The 15,721-nt window shown below is 39.5% G+C and carries 7 protein-coding genes, 4 tRNA genes and 6 rRNA genes; 5 read left to right on the plus strand and 12 right to left on the minus strand.

Annotated features, from left to right (window positions below; genetic code table 11):
- Positions 1-97: 97 nt before the first annotated feature.
- Entirely contained in the window at positions 98-310 is a 213-nt protein-coding gene (gene rpsU, locus AANAER_RS14420) for a 30S ribosomal protein S21 (protein WP_129083051.1), read from the plus strand.
- A gap of 343 nt (positions 311-653) precedes the next feature.
- Here rpsU and rrf (AANAER_RS14425) read toward each other — a convergent pair.
- The 11 genes from rrf (AANAER_RS14425) to AANAER_RS14475 form a co-directional block, all read right to left on the minus strand.
- Positions 654-769, minus strand: a 5S ribosomal RNA gene (rrf, locus tag AANAER_RS14425).
- A 130-nt stretch (positions 770-899) separates the two neighbouring features.
- A 23S ribosomal RNA gene (locus tag AANAER_RS14430) occupies positions 900-3,784 on the minus strand.
- A 354-nt stretch (positions 3,785-4,138) separates the two neighbouring features.
- Positions 4,139-4,214, minus strand: a tRNA-Ala gene (locus AANAER_RS14435).
- Between the two features lie 37 nt (positions 4,215-4,251).
- Positions 4,252-4,328 (minus strand) — tRNA-Ile (locus AANAER_RS14440).
- A 105-nt stretch (positions 4,329-4,433) separates the two neighbouring features.
- A 16S ribosomal RNA gene (locus AANAER_RS14445) occupies positions 4,434-5,950 on the minus strand.
- A 521-nt stretch (positions 5,951-6,471) separates the two neighbouring features.
- A complete protein-coding gene (locus tag AANAER_RS14450; protein ID WP_129083084.1) occupies positions 6,472-6,738 on the minus strand; it encodes a hypothetical protein in 267 nt (88 codons plus the stop codon).
- 293 nt (positions 6,739-7,031) lie between these two features.
- A 5S ribosomal RNA gene (gene rrf, locus AANAER_RS14455) occupies positions 7,032-7,147 on the minus strand.
- Between the two features lie 130 nt (positions 7,148-7,277).
- A 23S ribosomal RNA gene (locus AANAER_RS14460) occupies positions 7,278-10,162 on the minus strand.
- Positions 10,163-10,516: 354 nt separating this feature from the next.
- Positions 10,517-10,592, minus strand: a tRNA-Ala gene (locus AANAER_RS14465).
- A 37-nt stretch (positions 10,593-10,629) separates the two neighbouring features.
- Positions 10,630-10,706, minus strand: a tRNA-Ile gene (locus AANAER_RS14470).
- A 105-nt stretch (positions 10,707-10,811) separates the two neighbouring features.
- Positions 10,812-12,328 (minus strand): 16S ribosomal RNA (locus tag AANAER_RS14475).
- Together the 16S, 23S and 5S rRNA genes with 4 tRNA genes alongside form the textbook arrangement of a ribosomal RNA operon.
- Before the next feature lie 438 nt (positions 12,329-12,766).
- Between AANAER_RS14475 and AANAER_RS14480 the strand changes: the two genes are divergently transcribed.
- Both AANAER_RS14480 and AANAER_RS14485 read left to right on the plus strand, forming a co-directional pair.
- Positions 12,767-13,462 (plus strand): Bax inhibitor-1/YccA family protein, encoded by a 696-nt coding sequence (locus AANAER_RS14480; protein WP_084593317.1) that lies wholly within the window; start codon positions 12,767-12,769, stop codon positions 13,460-13,462.
- Between the two features lie 36 nt (positions 13,463-13,498).
- Positions 13,499-13,906: a thiamine-phosphate pyrophosphorylase gene (locus AANAER_RS14485; protein WP_129082859.1), complete on the plus strand. Its 408-nt coding sequence runs from the start codon at positions 13,499-13,501 to the stop codon at positions 13,904-13,906.
- Here the strand turns inward: AANAER_RS14485 and AANAER_RS14490 are convergent.
- Positions 13,858-14,553, minus strand: coding sequence for a methyltransferase (locus tag AANAER_RS14490; RefSeq protein WP_129082858.1), 696 nt, complete (start codon positions 14,551-14,553; stop codon positions 13,858-13,860). The two genes, AANAER_RS14485 and AANAER_RS14490, sit on opposite strands and share 49 nt — an antisense overlap.
- Positions 14,554-14,624: 71 nt before the next feature.
- Between AANAER_RS14490 and secG the strand changes: the two genes are divergently transcribed.
- Complete coding sequence (gene secG, locus AANAER_RS14495; protein ID WP_044419333.1) at positions 14,625-14,978, plus strand: preprotein translocase subunit SecG; 354 nt, start codon at positions 14,625-14,627, stop codon at positions 14,976-14,978.
- A gap of 183 nt (positions 14,979-15,161) precedes the next feature.
- The gene (gene frr / locus AANAER_RS14500) at positions 15,162-15,719 is read left to right on the plus strand and encodes a ribosome recycling factor (RefSeq protein WP_044419331.1); all 558 of its coding nucleotides are present in this window, start codon (positions 15,162-15,164) and stop codon (positions 15,717-15,719) included.
- Positions 15,720-15,721 lie beyond the last annotated feature (2 nt).

The raw sequence follows: 15,721 nt of genomic DNA on the forward strand, positions 1-15,721 counted from the left end.
AAAATACTAAATTATATCTTTTCTTTAGTTAAATTGAAATTAAGTTAATTTTAAATATAATGTTTCCTCAAAATTTAAAAGAAAGAGGGTGATTTTAGTGCCAGGCATTAAAGTTAAAGATAGCGAATCTTTTGACGAAGCATACAGAAGGTTTAAGAAACAATGTGATAGAAATCTAATTGTTACTGAAACTAGAGCTAGAAGATTTTTTGAACCAATGACTGAAAAAAGAAAAAAACAAAAAATTAACGCTAGAAAAAAAATGCTTAAAAGATTATACATGCTTAGAAGATACGAATCTAGGCTGTAATTAAAGATTTGTTCAAGGTGGGGTTCCTCCCACCTTTTTTTATTCCCAAATTTATCTCCTTACATACCTTTAGAAATATAACTCTACATACATTTTCCATCCATAAAAGACTAAGCTAATAGGGATATTATATTCAAATAAGATTATAGGACAGAGAAGGGCAAAGAAAGAGGGATATAAAAGCTCTAAGCTGTTAAAAACTAAGATAAAACAATAATAAGCAAGAAGATTAAAAGAGAAAGACTAAAAAGGCATTGGAGGGAGAAAAAAAGGCTAAAAAAAAAGCCTTGTCTTAGACAACTAAAAAAAGTTGAGAAAGATAAGGCTTAAAAATAAACTCAAGAGCTGGCAGCGGCTTACGTTTCCACTCCCGTAGGGAGCAGTATTATCAGCGCAGAGGTGCTTGACTTCCGGGTTCGGAATGGAGCCGGGTATTTCCACCTCGCTAAAACCACCAGCAATATGAGTAAAGAAACTATTTTTAATAATATATCTCTTTACTCACATCTTCTGAGTTCTTTAAATTAATGTTAAGTCTTTTGACACTCTTTTGAGTTTAACTCAATAAGATAGTAAACCAAGAAATTTATAAAAAAAGCCAAACGATCTATTAGTACTGGTCAGCTAAATGAATTACTTCACTTACACATCCAGCCTATCAACCAGCTAGTCTTGCTGGGATCTTCAGGGAAAGTTCATCTTAGAGTTGGCTTCGTGCTTAGATGCTTTCAGCGCTTATCTCATCCGTACGTAGCTACCCAACGATGCCCTTGGCAGAACAATTGGTACACTAGTGGTACGTTCATCCCGGTCCTCTCGTACTAGGGACAAATCTCTTCAACTTTCCTACGCCCACGGAAGATAGGGACCGAACTGTCTCACGACGTTCTGAACCCAGCTCGCGTACCGCTTTAAATGGCGAACAGCCATACCCTTGGGACCTGCTCCAGCCCCAGGATGCGATGAGCCGACATCGAGGTGCCAAACCTCCCCGTCGATGTGAGCTCTTGGGGGAGATCAGCCTGTTATCCCCGGCGTACCTTTTATCCTTTGAGCGATGGCCCTTCCACACAGAACCACCGGATCACTATGACCGACTTTCGTCTCTGTTCGACTTGTATGTCTCACAGTCAAGCTAGTTTTTGCCATTATACTCAACTGGCGATTTCCATCCGCCATGAACTAACCTTTGTAAGCCTCCGTTACTTTTTAGGAGGCGACCGCCCCAGTCAAACTACCCACCAGACATTGTCCTGAAGAAGGTTAACTTCTCGCAGTTAGTAACTCAAATATTCAGGGGTGGTATCTCAAGGTTGGCTCCACGTCTACTGGCGTCTACGTTTCTAAGCCTCCCACCTATCCTGCACATGAATATCCAAGCTACAGTGTCAAGCTGTAGTAAAGGTGCACGGGGTCTTTCCGTCTTTCCGCGGGTAGGAGGAATTTTCACCTCCACTACAATTTCACTGGATCCCTGGTTGAGACAGCTCCCATCTCGTTACGCCATTCATGCAGGTCGGTATTTAACCGACAAGGAATTTCGCTACCTTAGGACCGTTATAGTTACGGCCGCCGTTTACTCGGGCTTCAATCAAACGCTTCGCTAATGCTAACGTCATCAGTTAACCTTCGAGCACCGGGCAGGCGTCACACCTTATACATCCACTTACGTGTTAGCAAAGTGCTGTGTTTTTGGTAAACAGTCGGGAGGGACTCTTTGTTGCAACCTCTTTAGCTTTCGAGAGTAAATCTCTATACCAAAGTAGGCACACCTTATACCGAAGATACGGTGCTAGTTTGCAGAGTTCCTTAACCAGGGTTCTTCCACGCGCCTTAGAATACTCATCCCACCCACCTGTGTCGGTTTACGGTACGGGCAATATATAATATACTTAGTGGCTTTTCTTGGCACGACAGTATCATCGATTCTGAATCTCCTCCGAAGAGTGTCATCAGCCTGTAAGATCTCGGTCTATCGTAATCCGGATTTTCCTAAATTACAACCTACTTCCTTCGAGCCACTATTCCATCAGTGACCTCGACTAACTCTATGCGTCCCCACATCGCGCTTATATATTGGTATTGGAATATTAACCAATTTCCCATCGTCTACCCCTCTCGGACTCGACTTAGGACCCGACTAACCCTACGATGACGAGCATCGCGTAGGAAACCTTGGGTTTTCGGCGTTAAGGATTCTCACCTTAATTCTCGCTACTCATGCCTGCATGCTCACTTCTATCCGCTCCACCACTCCTTACCGGTATGGCTTCAACGCTGAATAGAACGCTCTCCTACCACTCGTGAAAAATCACGAATCTAAAGCTTCGGTGTACATCTTAGCCCCGTTATATTTTCCGCGCAGAATCACTAGACCAGTGAGCTGTTACGCTTTCTTTAAAGGGTGGCTGCTTCTAAGCCAACCTCCTGGTTGTCACAGTAACTCCACATCGTTTTCCACTTAGATGTAACTTTGGGACCTTAGCTGTTAGTCTGGGTTGTTCCCCTCTCGACGGTGGATTTTATCACCCATCGCCTGACTCCTATGATTACGCATATAGTATTCGAAGTTTGATAGGGTTTGGTACCGCGGTAAGCAGCCCTAGCCCATTCAGTGCTCTACCCCTATATGTTACTACATAAGGCTATACCTAAATATATTTCGGAGAGAACCAGCTATCACGAAGTTTGATTGGCCTTTCACCCCTATCCACAAGTCATCCGAAGACTTTTCAACGCCTACCGGTTCGGTCCTCCACTAGCTCTTACACCAGCTTCAACCTGCTCATGGATAGATCACTTCGTTTCGGGTCTGCAGCATCTGACTAATTCGCCCTATTAAGACTCGCTTTCGCTACGGCTTCACACTTGGCTTAACCTTGCCAGATACCACAACTCGCAGGCTCATTATGCAAAAGGCAGTCCGTCACCCTGATAAATCATAGGGCTCCGAATGATTGTAAGCTAATGGTTTCAGGTTCTATTTCACTCCCCTCACTGGGGTACTTTTCACCTTTCCCTCACGGTACTTGTTCACTATCGATCTGTAAGTAGTATTTAGGGTTGGAGGGTGGTCCCCCCATCTTCAGTCAAAATATCACGTGTTCCGACCTACTCGTTCCTTAGTCTAGTACCACATTCAAGATTTCGTATACAGGAGTTTCACCTTCTATGCTATATCTTTCCAGATATTTCTACTATCTTAAATATTATCACTAAGTGCCCTAATCCCATTTCGCTCGCCGCTACTTTGGGAATCTCATTTGATTTCTCTTCCTCTGGCTACTGAGATGTTTCACTTCACCAGGTTCGCTTCCTTTAAAAGGATAGTATGCATAACATACTGGGTTGTCCCATTCGGAAATCACTGGATCAATGCCTCTTGACGGCTCCCCAATGCTTATCGCAGTCTAGTACGTCCTTCATCGCCTCTTACAGTCTAGGCATCCACCATTAGCCCTTTATAGCTTTTTAATCTCCTTTAAAAATTTTCATTTTTAAAGGGACCAATTTGAGAATAAAATAACTTTCGTTATTCTACCTTTTTTGAATAATTATTCCTTGGCTACTATCTTATTGAATTAACTTCAATAATATAGTTGTGTCTATCATGTTTTTACTATTTCTAGTAAATTTTAGATATGAAATTTTTTTGTTTTTTAAATCATCTTTATACGAAAGATATTGATTTAAACGAAAAAATTAAAGACTTTAACATTATGTTTTTAAATATCACTTTGACTTTAAAAGTCAAATATAAATTCAACTTTTTTATTGAACTTATATTTGATTTTTATTTCAAAACTCTTTTTCTTGATTTGTTATAGATGGTGGAGATAAGCGGGATCGAACCGCTGACCTCCTGCGTGCAAGGCAGGCGCTCTCCCAGCTGAGCTATATCCCCATCTACTGGATAATCCTTCTATCAGATTATTTAATAATGGTGGGCCTACCAGGACTTGAACCTGGGACCTCACGATTATCAGTCGAGCGCTCTAGCCAGCTGAGCTATAGGCCCATTCTCACCTATTTGTCTTAAATAACCTTTATAAACCGAATATGATAATTAATGCAATCTTTGATTGCTTTGGAGACTTAAAACGAATTAAGTCTCTCTTCTCTGAAAGGAGGTGATCCAACCGCAGGTTCTCCTACGGTTACCTTGTTACGACTTCACCCCAGTCGCTGAATCCACTGTGGAGGGTAGCTAGTTTAGCATCCCCGCTTCGAATGAGTTCAACTCCCATGGTGTGACGGGCGGTGAGTACAAGACCCGGGAACGTATTCACCGTAGCATTGCTGATCTACGATTACTAGCGATTCCAACTTCAAGTAGTCGAGTTGCAGACTACTATCCGAACTGGGAAGTATTTTTAAGATTTGCTCCACCTCACGGTATTGCTGCTCTTTGTATACTCCATTGTAGCACGTGTGTAGCCCTGGACGTAAGGGCCATGATGACTTGACGTCGTCCACACCTTCCTCCTACTTGCGTAGGCAGTCTCATTAGAGTTCTCACCCGAAGTGTTAGCAACTAATGACGTGGGTTGCGCTCGTTGCGGGACTTAACCCAACATCTCACGACACGAGCTGACGACAGCCGTGCAGCACCTGTATATAAGTTTCTGCAAGCAGACACCCATCTATCTCTAAATGGTTCTTACTATGTCAAGTCCAGGTAAGGTTCTTCGCGTATCGTCGAATTAAACCACATGCTCCACCGCTTGTGCGGGTCCCCGTCTATTCCTTTGAGTTTTAATCTTGCGACCGTACTCCCCAGGCGGTGCACTTAATGTGTTTACTGCATTACTGCAATGTCTAGCATCGCAACAACTAGTGCACATCGTTTAGGGCGTGGACTACCAGGGTATCTAATCCTGTTTGCTCCCCACGCTTTCGCGTCTCAGCGTCAGTAATGTTCCAGTAGATCGCCTTCGCAATCGGTATTCCTTCTGATCTCTACGGATTTTACCCCTACACCAGAAATTCCATCTACCTCTCCCATACTCTAGATAGACAGTTTCAAAAGCAGTTCAATAGTTGAGCTATTGGATTTCACTTCTGACTTATCTATCCGCCTACACGCTCTTTACGCCCAGTGATTCCGAGTAACGCTTGCACCCTCCGTATTACCGCGGCTGCTGGCACGGAGTTAGCCGGTGCTTATTCATATAGTACCGTCATTATCTTCCTATATAAAAGGAGTTTACGCTCCGAAAAGTGTCATCCTCCACGCGGCGTTGCTGCATCAGAGTTTCCTCCATTGTGCAATATTCCCCACTGCTGCCTCCCGTAGGAGTCTGGACCGTGTCTCAGTTCCAGTGTGACTGATCATCCTCTCAAACCAGTTATGCGTCATTGTCTTGGTGAGCCATTACCTCACCAACTAACTGATACAATACAGTCCCATCCTAGAGCTATAAATATTTCCCTTGCAAACTTTTGTTTTAAAGGCATATGAGGTCTTAGCAGACGTTTCCATCTGTTATCCCTCTCTCTAGGGCAGGTTAACTATACATTACTCACCCGTGCGCCACTTAGCTGACAATTAAAGCAAGCTTTAATCCGTTCTCGTTCGACTTGCATGTGTTAGGCACGCCGCCAGCGTTCACTCTGAGCCAGGATCAAACTCTCCATAAAAAAAGTTTAATCTGACTTTGATTTATAATATCTTTCAATTACAAATTAAATCTCATTGTGTTATAGACAAGGATATATGTTTTACATTTATCCTGTTTCTTTATTCTTGTTTATCATATTCGGTTTATAAAGATTACTTTCCTCTTAACAAACCTTCGTTTTTAAAGATCTTAATCTCTTTAGAACTTTGTGTCGTTCCTCTGAAATTGGACGGGAATTATAATAGATTTTTTCCCCCTTGTCAAGAACTTTTCCTAAAATCTCGCTTAAATTTTTAAAATTGTCGCATTTGGGCTACTTAAATAGTCCAAAAGTCCATAAAATAGACTTTTTCTTATTTAGATTAATACTTTAATTTCCAAGTTTAATGTTGTTTTCATCTAATTGAAAGTTTAATATATATACAAATAAGTTAAATATTGTAATTAAAGGGACTTAAATATTAGTTATATTCAACAAATCATAATTTTAAACTCATATATTGTTTTGAACATCCCCAAAGAAAATCAGAACTCAAGAAACTACTTTATATTGTAAAAATTATAACCACTATTTGTAAGCATCAAATCATTGTTATGTTGTACAAAATCTTTTCTTATATTTCTATGTATAGAGTCATCTGATCGTTGAATAAGATTTTGTTCTAATAGTAAGTTCCAATGGAATAAAAATTCATCAAAAATTTTTTCTATCAAAGGATTAAATACTTGAGTATTAAGAAAATATGTTTCATCCTCCACAAATTTAGCCAAGATTTCTTTTAGATAATCAGTTTTGATTGTTGCCATTGTATCTCCTTACATACCTTTAGAAATATAACTCTACATACATTTTCCATCCATAAAAGACTAAGCTAATAGGGATATTATATTCAAATAAGATTATAGGACAGAGAAGGGCAAAGAAAGAGGGATATAAAAGCTCTAAGCTGTTAAAAACTAAGATAAAACAATAATAAGCAAGAAGATTAAAAGAGAAAGACTAAAAAGGCATTGGAGGGAGAAAAAAAGGCTAAAAAAAAAGCCTTGTCTTAGACAACTAAAAAAAGTTGAGAAAGATAAGGCTTAAAAATAAACTCAAGAGCTGGCAGCGGCTTACGTTTCCACTCCCGTAGGGAGCAGTATTATCAGCGCAGAGGTGCTTGACTTCCGGGTTCGGAATGGAGCCGGGTATTTCCACCTCGCTAAAACCACCAGCAATATGAGTAAAGAAACTATTTTTAATAATATATCTCTTTACTCACATCTTCTGAGTTCTTTAAATTAATGTTAAGTCTTTTGACACTCTTTTGAGTTTAACTCAATAAGATAGTAAACCAAGAAATTTATAAAAAAAGCCAAACGATCTATTAGTACTGGTCAGCTAAATGAATTACTTCACTTACACATCCAGCCTATCAACCAGCTAGTCTTGCTGGGATCTTCAGGGAAAGTTCATCTTAGAGTTGGCTTCGTGCTTAGATGCTTTCAGCGCTTATCTCATCCGTACGTAGCTACCCAACGATGCCCTTGGCAGAACAATTGGTACACTAGTGGTACGTTCATCCCGGTCCTCTCGTACTAGGGACAAATCTCTTCAACTTTCCTACGCCCACGGAAGATAGGGACCGAACTGTCTCACGACGTTCTGAACCCAGCTCGCGTACCGCTTTAAATGGCGAACAGCCATACCCTTGGGACCTGCTCCAGCCCCAGGATGCGATGAGCCGACATCGAGGTGCCAAACCTCCCCGTCGATGTGAGCTCTTGGGGGAGATCAGCCTGTTATCCCCGGCGTACCTTTTATCCTTTGAGCGATGGCCCTTCCACACAGAACCACCGGATCACTATGACCGACTTTCGTCTCTGTTCGACTTGTATGTCTCACAGTCAAGCTAGTTTTTGCCATTATACTCAACTGGCGATTTCCATCCGCCATGAACTAACCTTTGTAAGCCTCCGTTACTTTTTAGGAGGCGACCGCCCCAGTCAAACTACCCACCAGACATTGTCCTGAAGAAGGTTAACTTCTCGCAGTTAGTAACTCAAATATTCAGGGGTGGTATCTCAAGGTTGGCTCCACGTCTACTGGCGTCTACGTTTCTAAGCCTCCCACCTATCCTGCACATGAATATCCAAGCTACAGTGTCAAGCTGTAGTAAAGGTGCACGGGGTCTTTCCGTCTTTCCGCGGGTAGGAGGAATTTTCACCTCCACTACAATTTCACTGGATCCCTGGTTGAGACAGCTCCCATCTCGTTACGCCATTCATGCAGGTCGGTATTTAACCGACAAGGAATTTCGCTACCTTAGGACCGTTATAGTTACGGCCGCCGTTTACTCGGGCTTCAATCAAACGCTTCGCTAATGCTAACGTCATCAGTTAACCTTCGAGCACCGGGCAGGCGTCACACCTTATACATCCACTTACGTGTTAGCAAAGTGCTGTGTTTTTGGTAAACAGTCGGGAGGGACTCTTTGTTGCAACCTCTTTAGCTTTCGAGAGTAAATCTCTATACCAAAGTAGGCACACCTTATACCGAAGATACGGTGCTAGTTTGCAGAGTTCCTTAACCAGGGTTCTTCCACGCGCCTTAGAATACTCATCCCACCCACCTGTGTCGGTTTACGGTACGGGCAATATATAATATACTTAGTGGCTTTTCTTGGCACGACAGTATCATCGATTCTGAATCTCCTCCGAAGAGTGTCATCAGCCTGTAAGATCTCGGTCTATCGTAATCCGGATTTTCCTAAATTACAACCTACTTCCTTCGAGCCACTATTCCATCAGTGACCTCGACTAACTCTATGCGTCCCCACATCGCGCTTATATATTGGTATTGGAATATTAACCAATTTCCCATCGTCTACCCCTCTCGGACTCGACTTAGGACCCGACTAACCCTACGATGACGAGCATCGCGTAGGAAACCTTGGGTTTTCGGCGTTAAGGATTCTCACCTTAATTCTCGCTACTCATGCCTGCATGCTCACTTCTATCCGCTCCACCACTCCTTACCGGTATGGCTTCAACGCTGAATAGAACGCTCTCCTACCACTCGTGAAAAATCACGAATCTAAAGCTTCGGTGTACATCTTAGCCCCGTTATATTTTCCGCGCAGAATCACTAGACCAGTGAGCTGTTACGCTTTCTTTAAAGGGTGGCTGCTTCTAAGCCAACCTCCTGGTTGTCACAGTAACTCCACATCGTTTTCCACTTAGATGTAACTTTGGGACCTTAGCTGTTAGTCTGGGTTGTTCCCCTCTCGACGGTGGATTTTATCACCCATCGCCTGACTCCTATGATTACGCATATAGTATTCGAAGTTTGATAGGGTTTGGTACCGCGGTAAGCAGCCCTAGCCCATTCAGTGCTCTACCCCTATATGTTACTACATAAGGCTATACCTAAATATATTTCGGAGAGAACCAGCTATCACGAAGTTTGATTGGCCTTTCACCCCTATCCACAAGTCATCCGAAGACTTTTCAACGCCTACCGGTTCGGTCCTCCACTAGCTCTTACACCAGCTTCAACCTGCTCATGGATAGATCACTTCGTTTCGGGTCTGCAGCATCTGACTAATTCGCCCTATTAAGACTCGCTTTCGCTACGGCTTCACACTTGGCTTAACCTTGCCAGATACCACAACTCGCAGGCTCATTATGCAAAAGGCAGTCCGTCACCCTGATAAATCATAGGGCTCCGAATGATTGTAAGCTAATGGTTTCAGGTTCTATTTCACTCCCCTCACTGGGGTACTTTTCACCTTTCCCTCACGGTACTTGTTCACTATCGATCTGTAAGTAGTATTTAGGGTTGGAGGGTGGTCCCCCCATCTTCAGTCAAAATATCACGTGTTCCGACCTACTCGTTCCTTAGTCTAGTACCACATTCAAGATTTCGTATACAGGAGTTTCACCTTCTATGCTATATCTTTCCAGATATTTCTACTATCTTAAATATTATCACTAAGTGCCCTAATCCCATTTCGCTCGCCGCTACTTTGGGAATCTCATTTGATTTCTCTTCCTCTGGCTACTGAGATGTTTCACTTCACCAGGTTCGCTTCCTTTAAAAGGATAGTATGCATAACATACTGGGTTGTCCCATTCGGAAATCACTGGATCAATGCCTCTTGACGGCTCCCCAATGCTTATCGCAGTCTAGTACGTCCTTCATCGCCTCTTACAGTCTAGGCATCCACCATTAGCCCTTTATAGCTTTTTAATCTCCTTTAAAAATTTTCATTTTTAAAGGGACCAATTTGAGAATAAAATAACTTTCGTTATTCTACCTTTTTTGAATAATTATTCCTTGGCTACTATCTTATTGAATTAACTTCAATAATATAGTTGTGTCTATCATGTTTTTACTATTTCTAGTAAATTTTAGATATGAAATTTTTTTGTTTTTTAAATCATCTTTATACGAAAGATATTGATTTAAACGAAAAAATTAAAGACTTTAACATTATGTTTTTAAATATCACTTTGACTTTAAAAGTCAAATATAAATTCAACTTTTTTATTGAACTTATATTTGATTTTTATTTCAAAACTCTTTTTCTTGATTTGTTATAGATGGTGGAGATAAGCGGGATCGAACCGCTGACCTCCTGCGTGCAAGGCAGGCGCTCTCCCAGCTGAGCTATATCCCCATCTACTGGATAATCCTTCTATCAGATTATTTAATAATGGTGGGCCTACCAGGACTTGAACCTGGGACCTCACGATTATCAGTCGAGCGCTCTAGCCAGCTGAGCTATAGGCCCATTCTCACCTATTTGTCTTAAATAACCTTTATAAACCGAATATGATAATTAATGCAATCTTTGATTGCTTTGGAGACTTAAAACGAATTAAGTCTCTCTTCTCTGAAAGGAGGTGATCCAACCGCAGGTTCTCCTACGGTTACCTTGTTACGACTTCACCCCAGTCGCTGAATCCACTGTGGAGGGTAGCTAGTTTAGCATCCCCGCTTCGAATGAGTTCAACTCCCATGGTGTGACGGGCGGTGAGTACAAGACCCGGGAACGTATTCACCGTAGCATTGCTGATCTACGATTACTAGCGATTCCAACTTCAAGTAGTCGAGTTGCAGACTACTATCCGAACTGGGAAGTATTTTTAAGATTTGCTCCACCTCACGGTATTGCTGCTCTTTGTATACTCCATTGTAGCACGTGTGTAGCCCTGGACGTAAGGGCCATGATGACTTGACGTCGTCCACACCTTCCTCCTACTTGCGTAGGCAGTCTCATTAGAGTTCTCACCCGAAGTGTTAGCAACTAATGACGTGGGTTGCGCTCGTTGCGGGACTTAACCCAACATCTCACGACACGAGCTGACGACAGCCGTGCAGCACCTGTATATAAGTTTCTGCAAGCAGACACCCATCTATCTCTAAATGGTTCTTACTATGTCAAGTCCAGGTAAGGTTCTTCGCGTATCGTCGAATTAAACCACATGCTCCACCGCTTGTGCGGGTCCCCGTCTATTCCTTTGAGTTTTAATCTTGCGACCGTACTCCCCAGGCGGTGCACTTAATGTGTTTACTGCATTACTGCAATGTCTAGCATCGCAACAACTAGTGCACATCGTTTAGGGCGTGGACTACCAGGGTATCTAATCCTGTTTGCTCCCCACGCTTTCGCGTCTCAGCGTCAGTAATGTTCCAGTAGATCGCCTTCGCAATCGGTATTCCTTCTGATCTCTACGGATTTTACCCCTACACCAGAAATTCCATCTACCTCTCCCATACTCTAGATAGACAGTTTCAAAAGCAGTTCAATAGTTGAGCTATTGGATTTCACTTCTGACTTATCTATCCGCCTACACGCTCTTTACGCCCAGTGATTCCGAGTAACGCTTGCACCCTCCGTATTACCGCGGCTGCTGGCACGGAGTTAGCCGGTGCTTATTCATATAGTACCGTCATTATCTTCCTATATAAAAGGAGTTTACGCTCCGAAAAGTGTCATCCTCCACGCGGCGTTGCTGCATCAGAGTTTCCTCCATTGTGCAATATTCCCCACTGCTGCCTCCCGTAGGAGTCTGGACCGTGTCTCAGTTCCAGTGTGACTGATCATCCTCTCAAACCAGTTATGCGTCATTGTCTTGGTGAGCCATTACCTCACCAACTAACTGATACAATACAGTCCCATCCTAGAGCTATAAATATTTCCCTTGCAAACTTTTGTTTTAAAGGCATATGAGGTCTTAGCAGACGTTTCCATCTGTTATCCCTCTCTCTAGGGCAGGTTAACTATACATTACTCACCCGTGCGCCACTTAGCTGACAATTAAAGCAAGCTTTAATCCGTTCTCGTTCGACTTGCATGTGTTAGGCACGCCGCCAGCGTTCACTCTGAGCCAGGATCAAACTCTCCATAAAAAAAGTTTAATCTGACTTTGATTTATAATATCTTTCAATTACAAATTAAATCTCATTGTGTTATAGACAAGGATATATGTTTTACATTTATCCTGTTTCTTTATTCTTGTTTATCATATTCGGTTTATAAAGATTACTTTCCTCTTAACAAACCTTCGTTTTTAAAGATCTTAATCTCTTTAGAACTTTGTGTCGTTCCTCTGAAATTGGACGGGAATTATAATAGATTTTTTCCCCCTTGTCAAGAACTTTTCCTAAAATCTCGCTTAAATTTTTAAATTCTTTCGGCTCCCTCTTATATTCTTCTTTTTATAAGGGTTTTCTTATTTTTAACAATATTATTATACTCTAGTATTTAATCTATAATCTAATTTATAATTTTAAAGTAAATATTAAGAGTAACATAATAAAATGTTACAAAAATTTGAAAGGATTAAAATGTATAACAGAGATTATCTTTCGCAAGAAACATCTCAATACAAAACTTCTGTTGACTCTTCAAGATCTGAGTTAATGAGCTTTTTAAAAGCGACTTATCAATTGTTTGCAGGCTCATTATTGGCTGCAACAGCTGGGGCTTATATTGGTCTTGATATGGTTTCAACTATTGCAAGTTGGTATTGGGGATTAGTAATATTGGAGTTTGTTCTATTATTTGCATTATACGCAGTAAAAAACAAACCTGGAATTAATTTAGCTGTATTATTTGGATTTACATTCCTTACAGGATTAACAATTACTCCACTTTTAAGCACTATATTAGCAATGCCGGCAGGTGCTTCAATCGTAGCTCAAGCATTTCTAATGACTTCTGTTGCTTTTGGTGGTATCTCAATGTTTGCAATGACAACAAAAAAAGATTTTTCTGCAATGGGTAAAATGCTATTTATTGCGCTTATCATTTTAATTGTCGGTTCTATTTCAAACATTTTCTTCCAATCACCTCTTTTACAACTAGCGATTGCAGGTGTTGGAGCATTGTTATTCTCTGCATTTATACTTTATGATACACAACAAATTATAAGAGGTGGATTTCAAACTCCAATTGAAGCGGCTATTGCTTTATATTTGGATTTCTTTAACCTTTTTGTATCATTATTACAAATTTTCGGTATTCTAAATAGCGATGAATAAAATAGCTTCCTTTGGGAAGCTATTTAACTAACAAAAATGACTGATAAAAAAAATCTTAGAATTATTGATGCAAATTTAAATCGATTAAGAGAAGGTATCCGTGTAGTCGAAGATATTTTCAGATACGTTTATGATGATAAACCTATAGCATCAAAATTAAAATCTCTCAGACACTTAGCAAGAATCGATGAATATACGACAATTCTCAGTACAAGAGATGTAGAAAATGATGTATTAAGAGAATCTATTAAAAGTGAACAAAATAGAACTGATTTATTCTCTATTTTGATTGCAAATTTTAAAAGAGCACAGGAAAGTGCGAGAGTTTTGGAAGAGTTGTCTAAATTAATATCTATAAAAGCAAGTGAAAATTTTAAATATATTAGATATGAACTTTACAGCTTAGAAACTGCATTAACAAAAATCACTTCAAACTCTAAATAGTTTAATTTATACTCTTTATAAAGTTTTTTTGCATTTTTAAAATCCAAACTAGCTTTATTACCGCTAACACCTGATTTTTTTATGTAGTCAAAAAGATCTTTTTTATTATCAAACTCTAAATTATAGTTATGTACTTCAAAATCACATTTAAAGTATTTATTAAAGGCTTCTTTAATCTCTTCACTACAAAGAATCGGGGATTTTGTTCCAGTAATATTTTGAATTGATTTAAAAGTATTTGATGTAAAAAGTACAGCATCAATTTTTTTTGTAGTTTTACTTAGATTTTCTAAAAGTTTAGGAAGATCTTTTGACCATTGCATTGCAGATGAGGAAAAGATATTATCAAAATGTTTTCCCTCTAAAAAACTAAAAAACTCTTCAGAATCAAAATCAAAACAATAAACTTCCAGATTTTGATTTTTTGGATGTAAGTTACACATATTAGAAGAAAAATCTACGGCAATATATTTTTCAAAGTGCCAATTTACATATTTAAAAACCTGCCCTGAACCACAACCAATTTCAAGTATTGTTTGAGGAGTGTTTTTAACATCCCTTACTAAGGCTTTTGCCGCTAATTGTTGAATAATATTAAAATTGTTATAATCTTTCGCATATTGTGAAAATTGGTTTTCTACAGACATAAAGTAGATTTTAACTTTATTTTAATAAATTTTAGATAAACTATGTACCATTTTTTAAAAGGAAAATTAAGATGACATCAACGCTATTGATAGTACAATTTGTTTTAGCAATTATAATTACAATTACTGTTTTATTACAAAAGAGTTCAAGCATCGGACTTGGTGCATATAGTGGAAGCAATGACTCTTTGTTTGGAGCAAAAGGACCGGGTAACTTTTTAACAAAAGCAACTATGGTTTTAGGACTTCTATTTGTTATAAATACAATTACATTGGGATATATTTACAATCAAAACAAATTAGAGAGTGCTGTTGACAAAGTAAAAACAGAAACACTAATTCCAACAACACCTAAAGAAGAAACCGCACCGGCAGCTCCTGTTGCACCTGCTGCACCGGCAATTCCTGCTGAACAGAGCAAATAACGCTTTGAATTTATATGAAGTATTTACAAATACTTCTTATACTAAATTTTATTTATGGTATGCAAAAAATGTTTACCGTAAATAAAACTCTATTTTTTTCAATAAAAAAATTTTTCATAAATGTTTATAATGGTATAATTTTTTTCAATTTAAAAGCTACAAAACTTAATACAAGGAGAATACATGTTAAATGAAATCTATTCAGAAACAAAAGAGAATATGGATAAATCTCTAGAATCATTAAAAAGAGATTATAAAACATTAAGAACAGGAAAAGTAAGTACAACTATTTTAGACGGTATAAAAGTTGATTATTACGGAACACCGACTGATTTGAATCAAGTTGGTTCGGTATTAGCTTCAGATGCAACGACTATTGTTGTTAATCCTTGGGAAAAAAATCTTTTAAGTGATATAGAACAAGCTATTAATGCGGCAAATATAGGAGTTAATCCAAATAACGACGGAGAAACGATAAAACTATTTTTCCCTCCTATGACTGTAGAGCAAAGACAAGAGAGTGCAAAACATGCAAAAGGGATGACTGATAATGCTAAAGTTGCAATCAGAAACGTAAGAAAACATTCAAATGACAGAGTAAAAACTTTACATAAAGATAAAGAGATTACTGATGATGAAAATAAAAAAGCTTTAGATGAAATTCAAAAAATCACAGACTCATATGTTGCAAAAGCTGATGAGATTTTAAAAGCTAAAGAGAAAGAGATATTAACGGTATAATC

The sequence above is a fragment of the Halarcobacter anaerophilus genome (assembly GCF_006459125.1).
GTDB classification, from domain to species: Bacteria; Campylobacterota; Campylobacteria; order Campylobacterales; family Arcobacteraceae; genus Halarcobacter; species Halarcobacter anaerophilus.

Bases quoted from the DNA above. Each gene is read 5' to 3' on its own strand.
- frr (WP_044419331.1), top strand. From the start codon at position 15,162: ATGTTAAATGAAATCTATTCAGAAACAAAAGAGAATATGGATAAATCT.
- AANAER_RS14480 (WP_084593317.1), top strand. From the start codon at position 12,767: ATGTATAACAGAGATTATCTTTCGCAAGAAACATCTCAATACAAAACT.
- AANAER_RS14490 (WP_129082858.1), bottom strand. From the start codon at position 14,553: ATGTCTGTAGAAAACCAATTTTCACAATATGCGAAAGATTATAACAAT.
- AANAER_RS14485 (WP_129082859.1), top strand. From the start codon at position 13,499: ATGACTGATAAAAAAAATCTTAGAATTATTGATGCAAATTTAAATCGA.
- AANAER_RS14450 (WP_129083084.1), bottom strand. From the start codon at position 6,738: ATGGCAACAATCAAAACTGATTATCTAAAAGAAATCTTGGCTAAATTT.
- secG (WP_044419333.1), top strand. From the start codon at position 14,625: ATGACATCAACGCTATTGATAGTACAATTTGTTTTAGCAATTATAATT.